The organism is Kitasatospora sp. NPDC004723 (assembly GCF_040609255.1).
Classification (GTDB): Bacteria; Actinomycetota; Actinomycetes; order Streptomycetales; family Streptomycetaceae; genus Kitasatospora.
In genome coordinates this window covers 1-16,054 of the sequence record NZ_JBEXJT010000006.1, presented here as the reverse complement: position 1 = coordinate 16,054, position 16,054 = coordinate 1, and the positions used below count along the sequence as shown (strand labels likewise).

The 16,054-nt window shown below is 75.3% G+C and carries 13 protein-coding genes; 11 read left to right on the top strand and 2 right to left on the bottom strand.

Going from position 1 to position 16,054, the window contains the following annotated elements:
* The first annotated feature begins 133 nt into the window (after positions 1-133).
* The 3 genes from ABZW10_RS09535 (at position 134) to ABZW10_RS09525 (ending at position 3,630) form a co-directional block, all read left to right on the top strand.
* Positions 134-1,339 carry an acyltransferase gene (locus ABZW10_RS09535; RefSeq protein WP_355362148.1) on the top strand — a complete coding sequence of 402 codons (1,206 nt, stop codon included), beginning with the start codon at positions 134-136 and terminating at the stop codon, positions 1,337-1,339.
* Between the two features lie 27 nt (positions 1,340-1,366).
* Positions 1,367-2,215 (top strand): NAD(P)H-binding protein, encoded by an 849-nt coding sequence (locus ABZW10_RS09530; RefSeq protein ID WP_355362146.1) that lies wholly within the window; start codon positions 1,367-1,369, stop codon positions 2,213-2,215.
* Between the two features lie 200 nt (positions 2,216-2,415).
* A complete protein-coding gene (locus tag ABZW10_RS09525; RefSeq protein ID WP_355362144.1) occupies positions 2,416-3,630 on the top strand; it encodes a transposase in 1,215 nt (404 codons plus the stop codon).
* 14 nt (positions 3,631-3,644) lie between these two features.
* Here the strand turns inward: ABZW10_RS09525 and ABZW10_RS09520 are convergent, their stop codons facing one another.
* Positions 3,645-5,783 (bottom strand): helix-turn-helix domain-containing protein, encoded by a 2,139-nt coding sequence (locus ABZW10_RS09520; protein ID WP_355362142.1) that lies wholly within the window; start codon positions 5,781-5,783, stop codon positions 3,645-3,647.
* 155 nt (positions 5,784-5,938) lie between these two features.
* A complete protein-coding gene (locus ABZW10_RS09515) occupies positions 5,939-7,096 on the bottom strand; it encodes a transaldolase family protein (protein ID WP_355362141.1) in 1,158 nt (385 codons plus the stop codon).
* A 247-nt stretch (positions 7,097-7,343) separates the two neighbouring features.
* On the opposite strand from ABZW10_RS09515, the gene ABZW10_RS09510 reads away from it, so the two are divergent.
* From ABZW10_RS09510 to ABZW10_RS09475, 8 genes are all read left to right on the top strand, one after another.
* Positions 7,344-7,958, top strand: a complete 615-nt coding sequence (locus ABZW10_RS09510; protein WP_355362139.1) for an NAD(P)H-dependent oxidoreductase — start codon at positions 7,344-7,346, stop codon at positions 7,956-7,958.
* Between the two features lie 38 nt (positions 7,959-7,996).
* Positions 7,997-9,172: a 3-deoxy-7-phosphoheptulonate synthase gene (locus ABZW10_RS09505; RefSeq protein WP_355362137.1), complete on the top strand. Its 1,176-nt coding sequence runs from the start codon at positions 7,997-7,999 to the stop codon at positions 9,170-9,172.
* A 132-nt stretch (positions 9,173-9,304) separates the two neighbouring features.
* Positions 9,305-10,078 carry a 2,3-dihydro-2,3-dihydroxybenzoate dehydrogenase gene (locus ABZW10_RS09500; protein WP_355362135.1) on the top strand — a complete coding sequence of 258 codons (774 nt, stop codon included), beginning with the start codon at positions 9,305-9,307 and terminating at the stop codon, positions 10,076-10,078.
* Complete coding sequence (locus ABZW10_RS09495) at positions 10,071-12,083, top strand: anthranilate synthase family protein (RefSeq protein ID WP_355362133.1); 2,013 nt, start codon at positions 10,071-10,073, stop codon at positions 12,081-12,083. Before ABZW10_RS09500 ends, ABZW10_RS09495 begins: the two co-directional genes overlap by 8 nt.
* A 107-nt stretch (positions 12,084-12,190) precedes the next feature.
* Positions 12,191-12,994 (top strand): arylamine N-acetyltransferase, encoded by an 804-nt coding sequence (locus ABZW10_RS09490; RefSeq protein ID WP_355362131.1) that lies wholly within the window; start codon positions 12,191-12,193, stop codon positions 12,992-12,994.
* An 8-nt stretch (positions 12,995-13,002) separates the two neighbouring features.
* Positions 13,003-13,410 (top strand): DUF4440 domain-containing protein, encoded by a 408-nt coding sequence (locus ABZW10_RS09485; protein WP_355362129.1) that lies wholly within the window; start codon positions 13,003-13,005, stop codon positions 13,408-13,410.
* Complete coding sequence (locus tag ABZW10_RS09480; protein WP_355362127.1) at positions 13,407-14,543, top strand: phenazine antibiotic biosynthesis protein; 1,137 nt, start codon at positions 13,407-13,409, stop codon at positions 14,541-14,543. The genes ABZW10_RS09485 and ABZW10_RS09480 overlap by 4 nt, the downstream gene beginning before the upstream one ends.
* Positions 14,543-15,937: an aldehyde dehydrogenase family protein gene (locus tag ABZW10_RS09475; protein WP_355362125.1), complete on the top strand. Its 1,395-nt coding sequence runs from the start codon at positions 14,543-14,545 to the stop codon at positions 15,935-15,937. The genes ABZW10_RS09480 and ABZW10_RS09475 overlap by 1 nt, the downstream gene beginning before the upstream one ends.
* The last annotated feature ends 117 nt before the right edge of the window (positions 15,938-16,054 follow it).

Genomic DNA, 16,054 nt, shown 5'->3' with positions numbered 1-16,054 from the left:
TTGTCCCCCGACCTGACATAGATGCTACACCGATCGGTGCAATCTCTCATCTGCACGGAGTAGTTTACTTGGCCTGCGGGTGGGGCCGGCCTGCCTCCGTCCCCACCCATCGCCCGACCCCAAGGACGGAACCATGGCCACCGACCGACTCCTCGCCCAGCCGGGACCGAGACCCGCCGGCGGGAGCGGACCGGGCACGACGCGCCCAGCCGCCGTCCGTCTGCCGTCCCTGACCGGCCTGCGCTTCCCCGCCGCCCTCGCGGTCTTCGCCTACCACGCGGCGCTGCCGATCCCCACCCTGCGGTTCTTCGCCGACGACAGCACCGAGTACCGCTTCACCGACCTCGCCGACCAGGCCGGCGGCCTCGGCGTGGCCTTCTTCTTCGTGCTCAGCGGCTTCGTACTGACCTGGTCGGCCCGCCCCGGCGACACCGCCACCGGGTTCTGGCGGCGGCGCCTGGTCAAGATCGTCCCGAACTACGTGGTCACCTGGGCGCTGGCCCTGGTGCTGTTCGCGGGCGCCTACACCCCGGTCCGCACCGCGGTGCTCAACCTGCTGATGGTGCAGGTCTGGATACCCGACTTCAACACCTACTTCAGCGTCGACCCGCCGAGCTGGTCGCTCGGCGCCGAGCTGGTCTTCTACCTCTCCTTCCCGCTGCTGTACCGGGTGCTGCGCGCGATCCGCCCCGAGCGGCTGCCGTACTGGATAGCCGGGGCGGTCGCCGCCGTCGTCGCCACCCCCGCCCTCGCCTACCTGCTGCTGCCCGACACCCCGGGCGTTCCCGGCGGCTACCAGGCCTCGGTCTCCCAGTACTGGTTCGCCTACGTGCTCCCGCCGGTGCGGATGGTCGACTTCGCGCTCGGCATCCTGGTCGCGCTCGCGGTGCGCTCCGGCCGCTGGCGCGACATCGGCATGGTCTGGTCCGGTGCGCTGCTGGTGGCCGGCTACGCCGCCACCCGCTGGGTGCCCTACCTGTACGCCCAGCGCGCCCTCACCGTGCTGCCGATCGCGCTGCTGGTCGCGGCCACCGCGATCGCCGACCGGGACGGCCGGTTCACCCCCTTCCGCAACCGGACGATGACCTGGCTCGGCGAGATCTCCTTCGCCTTCTACCTGCTGCACTTCATCGTGCTGACCGAGCTGCGCGACCTGCTCGGCACCCGGATGTACTCCACCGTCGAGGGTGTCGGCCTGCTGTTGCTCGCCATCGCGGTGACCGTGCTGCTCTCCTGGGTGCTGTACCGGTTGGTCGAGGCGCCGGTCACCCGGCGGTTCTCCGCCCCGCGCCGCAAGCCGGCCGGGACGACCACGTCCCCGTCCTCCCCATCGTCCTGACCCACGTTCAGAAAGCGAGCCGTACCCATGGGCAAGATCCTCGTCACCGGGGCGACCGGCCAGGTCGGCGCCGAGGTGCTGGCACACCTGCTGGCGGCCGGCGCCGACGTCCGGGCCGGCGCCCGGACCCCCGAGAAGCTGACGTCGCCGGCCGAGGTCGAGACCGTCGTGCTCGACCTCACCGACCCCGACACCCACGCCCCGGCGCTGGCCGGGGTGGAGAAGGTGTTCCTCTACGCCGTCCCGCAGGGCACGGCCGGCTTCCTCGCCGCGGCGAAGGAGGCGGGCGTGCGGCACGTCGTGGTGCTCTCCTCGCAGACCGTGGTGGAGTCCTTCCCGGTGCAGAAGCCGATCGTCGAGATGCACCGCGCGGTCGAGGAGGCGGTGCTCGCCTCCGGGATCCCGCACACCTTCCTGCGGCCGCACAACTTCGCCACCAACATCCTGATGTGGGGCTGGCCGGAGTCGATCCGGGCCGAGGGGCGGATCCGCTTCCCGTACCCGGAGTCGCACAGCGACGCGATCCACGAGAAGGACATCGCCGCGGTCGCGGCGGCCGTGCTCACCGGGGCGGGCCACGAGGGGCAGGCGTACTTCCTCAGCGGCCCGGTCTCGATCACCCAGCGCGAGCAGCTGGCGGCGCTGTCCGAGGCGCTCGGACGGCCGCTGGAGTTCGAGGAGCTGACCGAGGCCGAGGCGCGCGAGGCGCTCGCCCCGATCGTGCCGGTCTGGGTGATGGACGCGGTGGTCGGCTACTGGGCCGGCTCCGACGGCGTCCCCACCGAGGTGTCCGACACGGTGGAGCGGCTCACCGGCCGCCCGGCCCGGACCTTCGCCGAGTGGGCCCGCGACCACGCCGCGGACTTCACCGCCTGAGCACCGGGCCCGGTGCCCGACCGAGCCCGGCCGCCGGGCCCCGCCGTACCGGAATGCGGAACCCCCGCACCGGTCGGCGGGACCCCGGTGGCCGGGCCACCACCGACCGCGCCGGACGGGTGGGCCGCGCACCTTAGCGGGACGGGGCGCGAACCCTAGCGTGAGCACGGCGCAGCCACACCGCGATTCGAGGGGGACCGATGAGCGGAACAGCCATCACCCGACCCCTGCCGGTGGAGCCGCAGGCCCCGCCGGAGGACGGCCGGTTGCTCGACGCCTCGCATGAGGTGCTGCTCAAGGAGCTGTGCGCGGTGCTGTTCGCCTCGCTCCCGCGCAGCGACCAGCGTCGTAAGGGGGACCAGTACCTGCGCGGACTGCTCGGCGCGAGCGGACGCAAGTCGATCCGCAACATCGCCACCGTGGTCGGCGGTCCGGCCGCCGAGCAGAGCCTGCACCACTTCATCACCAGCTCCACCTGGGACTGGGGCCCGGTCCGCCAGGCGCTGGCCCAGCACCTCGCCCGGATCGCCCCGCCGCAGGCCTACGTGCTGCGCCCGATGGTCGTCCCGAAGGCCGGCGACCACTCGGTGGGCGTGGACCGCCGCTTCATCCCGGCCCTCGGCCAGGTGCTCAACGCCCAGCAGGCGGTGGGCGTCTGGGCCGCCTCGGAGAGCTTCAGCGGGCCGGTCAACTGGCGGTTGCACCTGCCGCGCACCTGGCTGGAGGACGCGCCGCGGCGCAGCCAGGCCCTGATCCCGGACGAGGTGGACGCGGAGAGCCTCGGTGACTGCGCGCTGGAGGCGGTGCTCGGCCTGCCCGCCCGCTGGGGCCTGCCGGCCCGCCCGGTGGTCGCGGACGCCCGGGACGCCGACGGGCTGCGGCTGGTGCGCCGGATGCGGGCCGAGCGGCTGCCGATGCTGGTCCGGGTGAACGGCTCCTTCCCGCTGCGGCCGGTGGCGCCGCTGCCCGGCCACCCGGCCGGGCCCGGGCCGGCCTGCCAACTGCTCACCGCGGCCCGGGAACTGCGCCGGCCGGTGGTCTGGTCGGACGCGGCGGGCGCGCTGCGCGCCGGGCTGGTGGCCGCGGTGCGGGTGCGTCCGGCCTGGCCGGGTCCCGCCCGGGCGAACCGGGGGCGGCGCGGCGGCGCGGACCTGCTGCTGCTCGGGGTGGGCACGGTCGGCGGGCGCTGGCCGGCCGAGCTGTGGCTCACCGACCTGGTGGACCTGCCGCCGGCCGGGCTGGTGCGGCTGGCCCGGCTGGCCGATCGGGTGGACCGGGACTTCACCCGGACCGCCGACCGGGTCGGGGTGCGGGACTTCGCCGGGCGCTCGTTCGGCGGCTGGCACCGGCACATCACGCTGGCCTCGGCGGCGCACGCGGTGGCGGTGCTGGCCCGCGGCGACGACCGGCCGTGAGCCTCGGGCGGGTGTCAGCCGCCCGGGCCGGGGTGGCCGTTGCGGGTGTCGCTCGGGTCCCGGGTGTCCCGGACGTCCCGGGCGTCGAGGGTGTCGGGGCTGTCGCGGCCGTCCCGGCCCTCGCGCCCGTCCCGGGTGTTGCGGGTGTTGCGGTCGAGCAGCACCCGGCGCACCCGGCAGAGCTTGAGCGCCAGCTGGATCTCGAAGGAGCGCTCGGGCTTCAGCCAGTCCGGGCCGAGCAGCTCGCCGATCCGCTCCAGCCGCCGGGCCACCGTGTTGGGGTGCACATGCAGCCGCTGCGCCGCGTGGGTCGGGCTGTTGCCGGTCTCGAACCAGGCCTGCAGGGTGCGGGTCAGCTCGGTGAGCCGCTGCCGGTCGTAGTCGAGGACCGGCCCGACGGCCGACTCGATGAACCCGTCGATGTCATGGTTGTCCGCCAACAGAACGCCCACGAACCCGAGTTCGCGAGCGGAGGCGGCGCGGCCGACGGCGCCCAGCGAGGTCATCGCGTCCAGGCAGCGCAGCGCCTCGCGGTAGCCGTGCAGGACCGAGGTCGGGTCGCAGACCGGCCCGGCCGCGCCGACCGTCACCGGCAGGCCGAGCAGCGGGGTGAGCTCCTCGGCGACCGCCCGGGCGGCCCGGCCCGGATCGGCACCGGGCAGCAGCAGCACCGCCCGGCCGTTGTGCACCCGTTTGAGGCCGCCCATCCGGTGGGCGTACAGGCCGGCCCAGGTCGCGGTCCGGCCCTGGGCCTCGCCCTCGGGCCGGGCGACCACCAGGACGTGCTCGGCGGACAGGTCGATGCCCAGCCGGTGGGCCCGCGCGGCCAGTTGCTGGGGCGGGCGCTGCGGGTTGCTGAGCAGTTCGTCGAGCAGCTCGTCGCGGACCGGGCGGGCCGGGGCGGCCGACCGCTCGCCCTCCAGCAGCAGGGCGACCGCGAGGGCCTGCGCGACGCTCTGGCAGAACTCCGCGGCCCGTTCGGCGCGCCGGTCGGACGGGCGGGCGAGCAGGGTGCCGAGGTCCGTCGAACCGGCCCGCACCGGGGCGGCCCAGAGCGGTCCGGCCAGCCGGAGCGGACGCCCGGCCGCGTGGGTGTCGACGGCGGTGGCCAGCACGGTCGGCTCGTCGAGCTCGGGCAGCTCGCCGGCCGAGGCGAGCACGGTGCCGTCACTGGCGTACACCCGCAGGCCCAGGTCCAGCCGGCGGCCGGCGTCCCGGACCAGGGCGTGCGGGTCGCGTCCGGAGAGCGCCAGGTCGACCAGGCTCCGGTGCACCTCGGCGAGTTCACCGGCCGGGTCCGCCCGGTCCGTGTCGTCCGCCCGGTCCATGTCGTCCGCCCGGTCCGCGCCGTCCGAACGGTTCGCGTCGTCCGAACGGTCCGCCGGGCCCGCCGGGTCGCCCGGCCGGACCGGTGGTCCGGCGGGCGCCCGGGAGGCCCGCTCCAGCAGCCGGGCCTTCTCGATCGCCACCCCGGCGAGGTCGCCGAGCGCGGCCATCAGCGAGATCTCGTCGGTGGTGAAGTAGCGCACCGCGCGCTCGGCGACGTACAGCGTGCCGAACGGACGGCCGCGGTGGCCCAGCGGGACGGCCATCACCGCCCGCAGCCCCTCGGCGCGGATCGTCGCGTCGACCACCGGGCTGCGCCGGATCCGCTCGTCGGCGAGGTAGTCCGGGGTCCAGAACGGCCCTGGGTCGGCCGGTACGCCGCCGCCCAGGCCGAAGCCGTCGGGCACGGCCAGACCGGCCCGCAGCGACCCGCAGGTGCCGTCGGTGGTGCGGATCCGCACCGGCCCCGGCCCCGGCTCGCCGCCGGGCGGTTCGGTGGTGGTCAGGCAGGACAGGTCGGCGCCCAGCAGCAGCCGGGCCCGGCGGGTGATCACCCGCAGCAGGCTGTCCAGCTCGTACGGCAGGGCCAGGTCGCGGGCGGTGTCGGCGAGCGCGGTCAGCCCGGCCTCGCGCCGGCGGCGGCGCTGGGACTGGGAGCGGATGGACAGACCGAGCTGCTCGATCCGGCAGAGCGCCTCCCGTTCCCGGGCGGACTCGCAGCCCCGCCGGGCCTGCTCGACCAGCTCCGCCACCTCGGCGGCCGGCGCCTCGCTGGCCAGCAGTTCCAGGACGTTGAACGCGATTGAGTCGGCCGACCGTCGCGCCATGACCTTCCCTCCCCCAGGCCCTCCTGGACGAAGGAGTGCGTGACGGCCTGCTGATCGGAAGGTATGCGGGGGCGGTTGGTCCCGTCAAGAACGGGTCCGGGCACCCGACGGGGACACATGCCAAGGCGGTGACGGCACGTCAGTGATCGTTGTGATCAGCTCAGTCGGGCCGGCTCCGGATCGCCGGACAGGCCGGCCGGGCGGCCCTCGACGGCGGTGTGCAGCCGCCGCCAGTGCTCGACCAGCCCGGGGACGCTCTCCTCCTCCAGCCGCCGGGCCACCGCGCCGTAGTCGATGCCGAGCCGGCCCAGCCGGTCGAGCACCGCGCGGGCCGCCTCGTGTCGGCCGAGCAGGGTGTCGCCCTCCAGCCGGAGCTTGCGGACCGCCTCCTCCAGCACCGGGCGGGTCATCGCGTGCGCGGTGCCCCAGGACACCAGACCGGCCACGTACCGGGCCTGCGCGGCGGCCCCGCCGAGCGCCGAGTCGGTCCACAGCAGCCGCTGCGGGCGGGCCCCGGAGGCGCGCAGGGTGCGCCAGCGGCCGTCGCCGAGCCGGTCCTCGTAGGCCCGGTACATCAGCCGGGCCGCGGCCTGGGCGGTGAGGCCGCGCAGCGCCGCGGCGTCCGGCCCGGGGATCGCGGCGAGCCGACGGTCGATCTCCCGGTCGACCCGGCCGACCGGCAGCGAGGCCACCGAGGCGATGCCGGCCAGCCGGTGGCCGGCCGCCAGCGCCTGCTCCAGACCGTCGAAGTAGGCGTCCACCACCTGCCCGTAGCGCCGCACCGAGTAGAGGCCGGTGGCGTGCACGCCGAGCCCCAGGCCCAGGCAGTCGCGGATCGCGGCCAGCCCGGCGGGGGTGGCCGGGATCTTCACCAGCAGGTTGGGCCGGTCCACCGCGCGGGCCAGTTCGACGGCCTCCGCGACGGTCGCGGCCGGATCGTGGGCCAGCCGCGGGTCCAGGTCGGCGGAGACCAGGCCGTCGTGGCCGTGGGTGGTGCGGAAGACGCCGAGGAACTCCTCGCAGACCAGCCGCAGGTCGTGCACGGTGGCGGCCCAGACCGAGCCCTCGGCGGAGACGTGGTGGCCGGCCAGCCGGGCCAACTGGTCGGCGTAGGCCGGATCGTGCCGCAGCGGGCCGGCCAGCAGGGCGGGGTTGGTGGTGGCGCCGCGCAGACCGCTGCGCTCGATCAGCCGGCCGAGCAGGCCCGAGGTGGCCAGACCGCGGTGGATCCCGTCCAGCCAGGGCGAGACGCCCTCGGAGATCAACGGCCGCAGGTCTCCGGTGCGGGGCGAGGCGGCCGGCGGCTTCTTCACTGCGGGATCACTGCTCCTCGGCTCTGCGACGGTCCGCAAACGGGCCGTGGACCGAGGATAGGGAGCAATTCGTGCCCGGAAAAGTGAGCCCTCCGGTCAATGTCAGGTCGGGGCCGGTGAAGTGATCGGCGAGTATTTGATGGAGTCCGCCGCCACCTGACGAAGTGCCGGGAACTCCGTTGGCCGCTCGCCGGTCCACGGTCAACGATCGGGGGAACGCGCCGCCGTCCCCGAGGAGTTCACCGCCGTGACCACCATTGCCGTCATCTATTACTCGTCGACCGGAAATGTCGCCAGGCTGGCCGAGGCGGCAGCCGACGCCGCCGGGAAGGCGGGCGCCGAGGTGCGGCTGCGCCGGATCGCGGACCTGCCGGACGATACCTACGTGCCGGGCACCGAGGAGGCCGCCCGGGAGCTGCGGGTCCGTACCGCGGACGTGCCCGAGGCCACCCTCGACGACCTGGCCTGGGCGGACGGCATCCTGATCGGCACCCCGGTGCGGTTCGGCCTGCCGGCCGCGCCGGTGCTGCGGTTCGTCGACTCGACGGCGCCGCTGTCGATCCCCGGCGGGCTGGCCGACAAGGCGGTCTCCGCGTTCACCTCGGGCTCGGCGCCGCGCGGCGGCCACGAGACGACGATCCTCGCGCTGCACAACGCGTTCTGCCACTGGGGCTCGCTGATCCTGGCCACCGGCTCCACCGACCCGGTGCTGTTCCGCCCCAACAACGGCAACCCGTACGGGGCCAGCGCGGTCTCCCGCAACGTGCCCGGTCAGGTGCACGAGGAGAACATCGCCGCCGTCGAGTTCCAGGCCCGCCGGGTGGTCCGGGTGGCCGGACTGGTCCGCGGTCTCGCCGACTAGCCACCGGGCGGGTCCGCCCACCCGGGAGGGAGAGCACAGTGCACGACCCGCTCGCGGCCGTCCTCGCCGGCCGCCCCGCCGGGCAGCAGCCCGATTGGCCGGATCCGGTCGAACTCGCCGCCGTCCGAAAAGAGTTGGCCGACCGACCGGCTCTGGTGGCAGCCGCCGGGGTGCACCGGCTGCGCGCCCTGCTCGCCCGGGTCGCGTTGGGCCGCGCGCACGTCCTGCAGGCCGGCGACTGCGCCGAGGACCCCCAGGAGAGCACCTTCGGGGACGTCGCCCGCAAGGCCGCGCTGCTCGACCTGCTGGCCGGCCGGCTGAAGCTCACCACGCACCGCCCGGTGGTGCGGATCGGCCGGATCGGCGGCCAGTACGCCAAGCCCCGTTCGCGCCCCACCGAGCGGTGCGACGGCATCGAGCTCCCGGTCTACCGCGGCCATCTGGTCAACGGTCCGGAACCCGACCGGTCCCGGCGCACCCCGGACCCGCGCCGGCTGACGGCCGGCTACGAGGCGGCCCGGCGGGTGATGGACCACCTCGGCCGGCTCGCCCCCGGCGAACCGGCCGCCGTCGGGCCGCCGCCGTGGACCAGCCACGAGGCGCTGCTGCTGGACTACGAACTGCCGCTGCTGCGCCGGGACGAGCGGGGCCGGCCGCTGCTCGCCTCCACGCACTTCCCGTGGATCGGCGAGCGCACCCGCGACCCCGAGGGCGCCCATGTGGCGCTGCTCGCCCGGGTGGTGAACCCGGTCGGCTGCAAGGTCGGCCCGGCCACCGCGGTGGAGGAGCTGCTGCGGCTGTGCGCCCTGCTCGACCCGGGCCGCGAGCCCGGCCGGCTCACCCTGATCGCCCGGCTCGGCGCGGACCGGGTCGCCGAGGTCCTGCCCGGGCTGGTCCGTGCCGTCCGCACGGCCGGCCACCCGGTGGTCTGGCTCAGCGACCCGATGCACGGCAACACCGTCACCGGGCCGGACGGGCTGAAGACCCGGCTGGTGCCGGCGCTGGTGCGGGAGGTCGAGGCGTTCCAGCAGGCCGTCCGCTCCGAGGGCGGCGTCGACGGGGGACTGCACCTGGAGACCACCCCGGACGACGTCACCGAGTGCGCCGACGACGGGGCCGGGCTGGCCCGGGTCGGCGACAAGTACACGAGCCTGTGCGACCCGAGGCTCAACCCGGGCCAGGCGCTCGCCGTGGTGTCCGCCTGGCGCCCCTGAGCCCCGGTCCCGGCCCGAGTCCGAGTCCGAGTCCGGGGCCGGTCAGCGCACCACCCCGTTCCGTCCCGTGCACCACCCCAACCCACCCGCGGCCCACGTCCCCCGGGCCGCGTCCCCCAGGGAGGTCCGCACATGAGAAACAAGGTGGCATTCGTCACCGGCGCGGCGGGCGGCATCGGCGCCGCCGTGGTCCGGCTGCTGGCCGAGCGCGGTGCGCTCGTCGCGGCCGTGGACCGGGACGCCGAGCGCCTCGCCGAGCTCGCCGGCAAGCTGACCGCCGAGGGCCGCACGGTGGCCGCGATCCCCGCCGACGTCACCGACAGCGCCTCCGTCGAGGCCGCCGTCGAGGCCGCCGAGCAGCGGCTGGGACCGCTCGACCACCTGGTCAACAACGCCGGGGTGCTGCGGCTCGGCGCGATCCGCGACCTCAGCGACGAGGACTGGCGGACCACCTTCGCGATCAACGCCGAGGGCGTCTTCCGGGTCTCCCGGGCGGTGGTCCGCCGGATGATCCCGCGCGGGCACGGCGCGATCGTCACGGTGGCCTCCAACGCGGGCCTCGTGCCGCGCACCGAGATGGCGGCCTACGCGGCCTCCAAGGCGGCGGCCACCCACTTCACCCGCAGCCTCGGCCTGGAGGTGGCCCGGTACGGCATCCGCTGCAACGTGGTCGCGCCCGGCTCCACCGACACCCCGATGCTCAGCGCCATGTGGTCGGACGGCGAGGCCGGGCGGGCCGCCACCCTCGCCGGGCTGCCGTCCGCCTACAAGGTCGGCATCCCGCTCGGCAAGCTGGGCCGCCCCGAGGACGTCGCAAACGCGGTGGCCTTCCTGCTCTCCGACGAGGCCGGCCACGTCACCCTGCACGCGCTCACGGTGGACGGGGGTGCCGGGCTCGGTGCGTAACGACCGACCGTCCCCGCTGGACCGGGTGCTGGCCGACGGGCCGCCCGCGTTCGCGCTGCTGCACCGGCCGGAGGCCACCGGCCCCGGCCTGGTGGAGCTGCTGATCGGCGAGGTGTCCGCCCCGGCGGTGCTGGCCGACCTGCCACTGTCCGAGGAGCCCGGGGAGCCGGGGCCGCCCGGGGAACCGGCCGGCGAGCGGCACGAACTGCTCGCCCTGGTCCCCTACCGGCAGATCGCCGAGCGCGGCTTCGAGGCCCCGGACGACGGCGCCCCGCTGCTCGCGCTGACCGTCACCGAGCAGGCCGTGCTGCCGCTCGCCGACCTGCTCGCCCGGCTCCCGGACGGGCCGATCGAGCTGACCGGCGGCGGCTTCGACCTCGGCGACGAGGAGTACGCGCAGACCGTCCGCCGGGTGCTCGCCGAGGAGATCGGTGAGGGCACCGGCGCCAACTTCGTGCTCAAGCGCTCCTACCTGGCCGGTGTCGCCGGGGACGCCGGGTCCGCCGCGCTCACCCTGTTCGGCCGGCTGCTGCAGCGGGAGAGCGGCGCCTACTGGACCTTCCTGGTGCACACCGGGGAGCGGACGCTGGTCGGCGCCACCCCGGAGCGGCACATCAGCGTGCACGGCGGGCGGGCGGTGATGAACCCGATCAGCGGCACCTACCGCTACCCGGAGCGCGGCCCGGACCTCGACGGGCTGATGGACTTCCTGGCCGACCGCAAGGAGAGCGAGGAGCTCTCCATGGTGCTCGACGAGGAACTCAAGATGATGGCCCGGATCTGCCCGGGCGGCGGCCGGGTGGTCGGCCCGTACCTCAAGGAGATGGCCCGGCTCGCGCACACCGAGTACTTCATCGAGGGCCGCACCGGCCGGGACCCGCGCGAGGTGCTGCGCGAGACGCTGTTCGCGCCGACGGTGACCGGCAGCCCGCTGGAGTCCGCCGCCCGGGTGATCGCCAAGTACGAGCCCGGCGGCCGGGGTTACTACAGCGGGGTGGCCGCGCTGATCGGCCGGGACGCGGCCGGCGGGCGCACTCTGGACTCCGGCATCCTGATCCGCACCGCCGAGATCGCGCCCGGCGGCCGGCTGCGGATCGGCGTCGGGGCGACCCTGGTGCGGCACTCCGACCCGCTCTCCGAGGTGGCCGAGACCAGGGCCAAGGCGGCCGGACTGCTGGCCGCGCTGACCGAGGGCGGCCGGGACCGGTTCGCCGCGCACCCGCGGGTGCGGGCGGCGCTGGCCGGTCGCAACGGGGGTCTGGCGGACTTCTGGCTGGCCGGGGAGGCGGAGCGGGCCGGGCCGCGCTCCGGGCTGGCCGGGCGGCGGGTGCTGGTGGTGGACGCCGAGGACACCTTCACCGCGATGATCGGCCACCAGTTGCGGGCGCTCGGCCTGGAGGTCGAGGTCCGCCGGTTCGACGAGCCGTACGCGCTCGCCGGGACGGACCTGGTGGTGCTCGGGCCGGGGCCCGGGGACCCGCGCGACACCGCGCACCCGAAGATCGCCCATCTCCGCTCGGCGGTCCGGGAGTTGCTGGCCGCACGGCGGCCCTTCCTGGCGGTCTGCCTGAGCCACCAGGTGCTCAGCGCCGAGCTGGGGCTGCCGCTGGTCCGCCGCGCGGTGCCCAACCAGGGCGTGCAGCGCGCGATCGACCTGTTCGGCGCCGCCGAGCGGGTCGGCTTCTACAACACCTTCGCCGCCTCCTGGCAGCCCGACGAGGCCGGCGAAGCCGGTGCGGACGGCGAAGCCGGTGCGGACGGGCCGGGCGGGCCGGACGGGCCGGTGTGGTTCGAGGCGCCCGGGGTCGGCCCGGTGCGGATCGCCCGGGACGCCGCGACCGGCGAGGTGCACGCGCTGCGCGGACCGGGCTTCGCCTCGGTGCAGTTCCACGCCGAGTCGGTGCTCACCCGTGACGGCGTGCGGATCACCGGTGATCTGATCGAACACGCGTTGGCATTACCGTCCGCCGGGCGGAAAGCGCCGGAACGGCCGGAATTCCCCTGACGAGTCGTACACGTCCCCCAGCCGTTCCACCTGGAAAAGCATTACCGGAGCCGGAAAACCCCGGCGGAACCACCGCAACCACCGCAATCACCGACAAGGAGATCACCGTGCTGGACGACGCCTTGGTGGACGCGTATCTCGCCCGGATCGGCGCCGAACGGCCCGAGCGGGCCGACCTCGCCGCGCTCACCCGCCTCCAGGAGCGGCACGTGCTGTCCGTGCCGTTCGAGAACCTCGGCTACCACCTCGACGAGCCCGTCCACATGGACGAGCAGGTCCTCGACAAGATCGTCCGCCAGCACCGCGGCGGCGGCTGCTACGAGGTGAACCCGGCCTTCTCGTTCCTGCTCACCGCCCTCGGCTACCCGGTGGAGATCCTCCCCGGCCGGGTCCACCGCCCCGGCGGCACGCTCGGCGCCGCCCTGTGCCACCTCGCCCTGCGGGTCACCGTGGAGGGCGAGCAGTGGCTGGTCGACACCGGCTTCGGCCGCAACAGCCGCCACCCGCTGCGGCTGGCCTCGCGCGAGGTCCAGCACGACCCGGACGGCGAGTTCCAGCTGGTCGACGTCGAGGGCGGCGGCTTCGACGTGCTGCTGAACGGCAGGCCGCTGTACCGGCTGGACGACCGCCCGGTGCGGATCGAGGACTTCCGCCCGACCCTCTGGTGGTACCGCACCGCGCCCGAATCGCCCTTCCTGCAGGACGTGTTCTGCACCCTGCGGACCGAGGACGGCCGGATCACCCTCAAGGGCAACCAGCTCTCCACGCTGGCCGGCGGGGAGCGCAGCACCCAGGAGTTCGCCGGCGACGCCGCCGTGCTGGAGGCCTACAAGACCCACTTCGGCTTCAGCCTCGACCGGCTGCCCGCCCAGCCCGCCGGCGGCGTCACCGCCGGCGTCCAGACGGGATGACCTCCGCGATGACCTCCGCGACCCCGCCGACCGACCCAGCCCGGCTGCCCGCCGTCTTCGCCGAGGCCTTCAACACCGGCGACCCGGCCGCCGTCGAACCGCTCTTCGAACCCGGCGCCGCCTTCGTCGACCGCCCCGGCACGGTGCTCACCGGCGACGACCGGCGCGCCGCCGTCGCCGGCTTCCTGGCCCTCGGCCTGCCGATCCGCATCGAACTGCGGCACTGCTACACCACCGGCGACCTCGCCCTGCTGATCGGCGACTACCTGATCGAGGGCGAGGACCCGGACGGCAACCCGTTCCGCTCCGCGGGCACCGCCACCGACGTCGCCCGGCGCGGCGCCGACGGCCGCTGGCGCTACGCCATCGACAACCCGCCCGGCACCGACCGCCTCCCCGAGGAGGGACCCCAGTGACCCCCGTTCCGGAAAGCCCTGTCCTGGAAGGGCCCGGCCCGCTGCCCGACCCCCTGCTCGACCTGCCCTTCGACGCCGGCCCCGACCCGGACGCCTACCTGCGCGCCGCGATGCGCTGGCACTTCTCCCCGGAGACCGGCTCCCCGTTCTGGCTCGCCCGGGCCGGCTCGCTCGGCTTCGACCCGCTCACCGACGTCACCACCCACGCCGACCTCGCGAAGTTCCCCAACCTCGCCAACGAGCTGCGCACCGCCCGGGTCGAGGATCTGCTGCCGCGCGGCTACGGCGGGCGCGCCGAGGTGGTCGGCGTCTACGAGAGCGGCGGCACCACCGGCGCGCCCAAGCGGATCCTGCTGCTGCGCGACTGGCTGGACCGGCTGCTCGGCTGGTCCAGCGCCCAACTCGACCTGCACGGCGTGCCGCAGGACGTCAACTGGCTGGTCGTCGGGCCCACCGGCCCGCACATGGTCGGCGACGTCATCAAGGCGCAGACCGCGCTGCGCGGCGGCCTCGCCTTCACCGTCGACCTCGACCCGCGCTGGGTCAAGAAGCTGATCTCGGCGGGCCGCGGCGAGGAGGCCGCCGCCTATGCCGAGCACATCGTCGACCAGGTCGCCTTCGTGCTGGAGACCCAGGACGTCGGCGTGCTGCTCTGCACCCCGCCGGTGCTGGAGCGGATCGCCCGCCGGGACGACCTGGCCCGGCTGGTGGACGAGAAGGTCCGGGCGATCAACTGGGTCGGCACCCAGCTGGACCCGGACACCCGCCACCTCTACCGCACCGAGGTCTTCCCGAAAGCCGTGCTCTACAGCGGCTACGGCTCGACCATGATCCTCGGCAACGCCGGCGAGCGTCCCGGGCTGACCGACGACGACCCCTGCGTCTACGACCCCTTCGCGCCGTACATGAGCTTCGGCGTGGTCGACCCGGAGACCGGGCGGACGGTGGAGTACGGCGAGCGCGGCCAGGTGGTGATGCACCACGTCTCCAAGGGGCTGCTGGTGCCCAACAACCTGGAGCGCGACCTCGCCACCCGGATCCCCGCGCCGCCCGGACAGCCCGGGGACTCGGTCGCGGACATCGCGCCGGTCCGGGAGTTCGAGAACGAGACGGTCGTCGAGGGGGTGTACTGATGACGGAGCAGTCCCGGCCCCCGCAGCCGTCCCCCCTGCTGCAGCTGGACGCGCTCGGCCCCGGCGAGCCGTACCGGGCCCGCAAGCGGACCGTGGTGGGCGACGTCACCGGCGCGCCGTTCGCCGAACTCAGCCTGGTGCCACGGCTGTTCGTCAGCCGCGCGATGCGCGCCCTGCACGCCGCCGAGCCGCTGCCGGCCGAGGAGCGGTCCGCCGCGCTCGCCCGGGCCGGGCGGATCTTCCTCACCGAGCGCATCGACGGCCTGGACCTCGACGGCTACCAGCGCGCCGTGGCCCGGGTCTCCGGGGTGCCGATCGGGGTGGTCCGGGAGGCCGTCCGGGCCATCGCCGACTCCGCCGAGAAGGCCGGCTGGGCCGCCCAGCAGGCCCGCCCGGCCGGGGCGGTGGCCGACTGGCGGGACAGCGCGACGCGCCGCGGCAGCGCGGTGTGGACCAGGCGCGGCGAGGTGTTCGCCGTCCACGCGGCCGGCAACCACCCGGGCCCGCACGGCCTCTGGCTGGAGGCGCTGGCGCTCGGCTACCGGGTGGCCGTCCGGCCCTCGCGGCGCGAACCGCTCACCCCGCACCGGCTGGTCACCGCGCTGCGGCTGGCCGGCTTCGGCTCCGACCAGGTGGTGCTGCTGCCCACCGACCACGACGTCGCCGACGAACTGCTGGCCGGCGCCGACCTCGGCATGGTCTACGGCGGCGACGACGTGGTCCGCAAGTACGCCGGCAGCACCGTGCTGCCGCAGGGCCCGGGGCGCTCCAAGATCCTGATCACCCGGGACACCGACTGGCGGGAGCACCTGGACACCGTCGTCGACTCGATCGCCCACCAGGGCGGGGTGGCCTGCATCAACGCCACCGCCGTGCTGGTCGAGGGCGACCCGGCGCCGCTGGCGGCGGCGATCGCCGAGCGGCTCTCCGCGCTGCCCACCCTGCCGCCGGAGGACGAGAAGGCGGTGCTCTCCGTCCAGCCGGTCGCCGAGGCCCGGGCGATCGAGGCGTACCTGCTGCGCCGGGCGGCCGGCACCCGGGCCTGGCTCGGCGGGGACGGTGTGGTGGCCGAACTCGGCGACGGCAGCGCGGTGCTGCGCCCGGCCGTGCACCAGCTGGACCGGCCGGACGCCGAGCAGGCCGGGATCGAACTCGCCTTCCCCTGCGTCTGGGTGGCGCCGTGGAGCCCGGAGGCCGGGGTCGCGCCGCTGCGCGACTCGCTGGTGCTGACCGCGCTCACCGGGGACGACGAGCTGTTCGACCGGCTGCTGCGCGAGCCGAGCATCGCCAACGTCTACCGGGGCGACCACCCGACGTACTGGATCCGGCCGGGGGTGCCGCACGACGGCTACCTCGGGGAGTTCCTGATGCGGACCAAGACCGTCATCCGCTGAGCGGACCGGGGTCCCGGGGGCTCACCGCCCCCCGGGACCCCGCCCCCCCCCCCCCCCGGACAGGGCGCCGGGCCCCGGCCCCCAAGGCGGCCCGCCCGCCCGGGGTCCCGGGCCGGG

Coding starts and splice junctions, on each gene's coding strand:
- ABZW10_RS09520 (WP_355362142.1), bottom strand. CDS start 5,783: ATGGCGCGACGGTCGGCCGACTCAATCGCGTTCAACGTCCTGGAACTG.
- ABZW10_RS09485 (WP_355362129.1), top strand. CDS start 13,003: ATGACCTCCGCGACCCCGCCGACCGACCCAGCCCGGCTGCCCGCCGTC.
- ABZW10_RS09500 (WP_355362135.1), top strand. CDS start 9,305: ATGAGAAACAAGGTGGCATTCGTCACCGGCGCGGCGGGCGGCATCGGC.
- ABZW10_RS09525 (WP_355362144.1), top strand. CDS start 2,416: ATGAGCGGAACAGCCATCACCCGACCCCTGCCGGTGGAGCCGCAGGCC.
- ABZW10_RS09535 (WP_355362148.1), top strand. CDS start 134: ATGGCCACCGACCGACTCCTCGCCCAGCCGGGACCGAGACCCGCCGGC.
- ABZW10_RS09530 (WP_355362146.1), top strand. CDS start 1,367: ATGGGCAAGATCCTCGTCACCGGGGCGACCGGCCAGGTCGGCGCCGAG.
- ABZW10_RS09475 (WP_355362125.1), top strand. CDS start 14,543: ATGACGGAGCAGTCCCGGCCCCCGCAGCCGTCCCCCCTGCTGCAGCTG.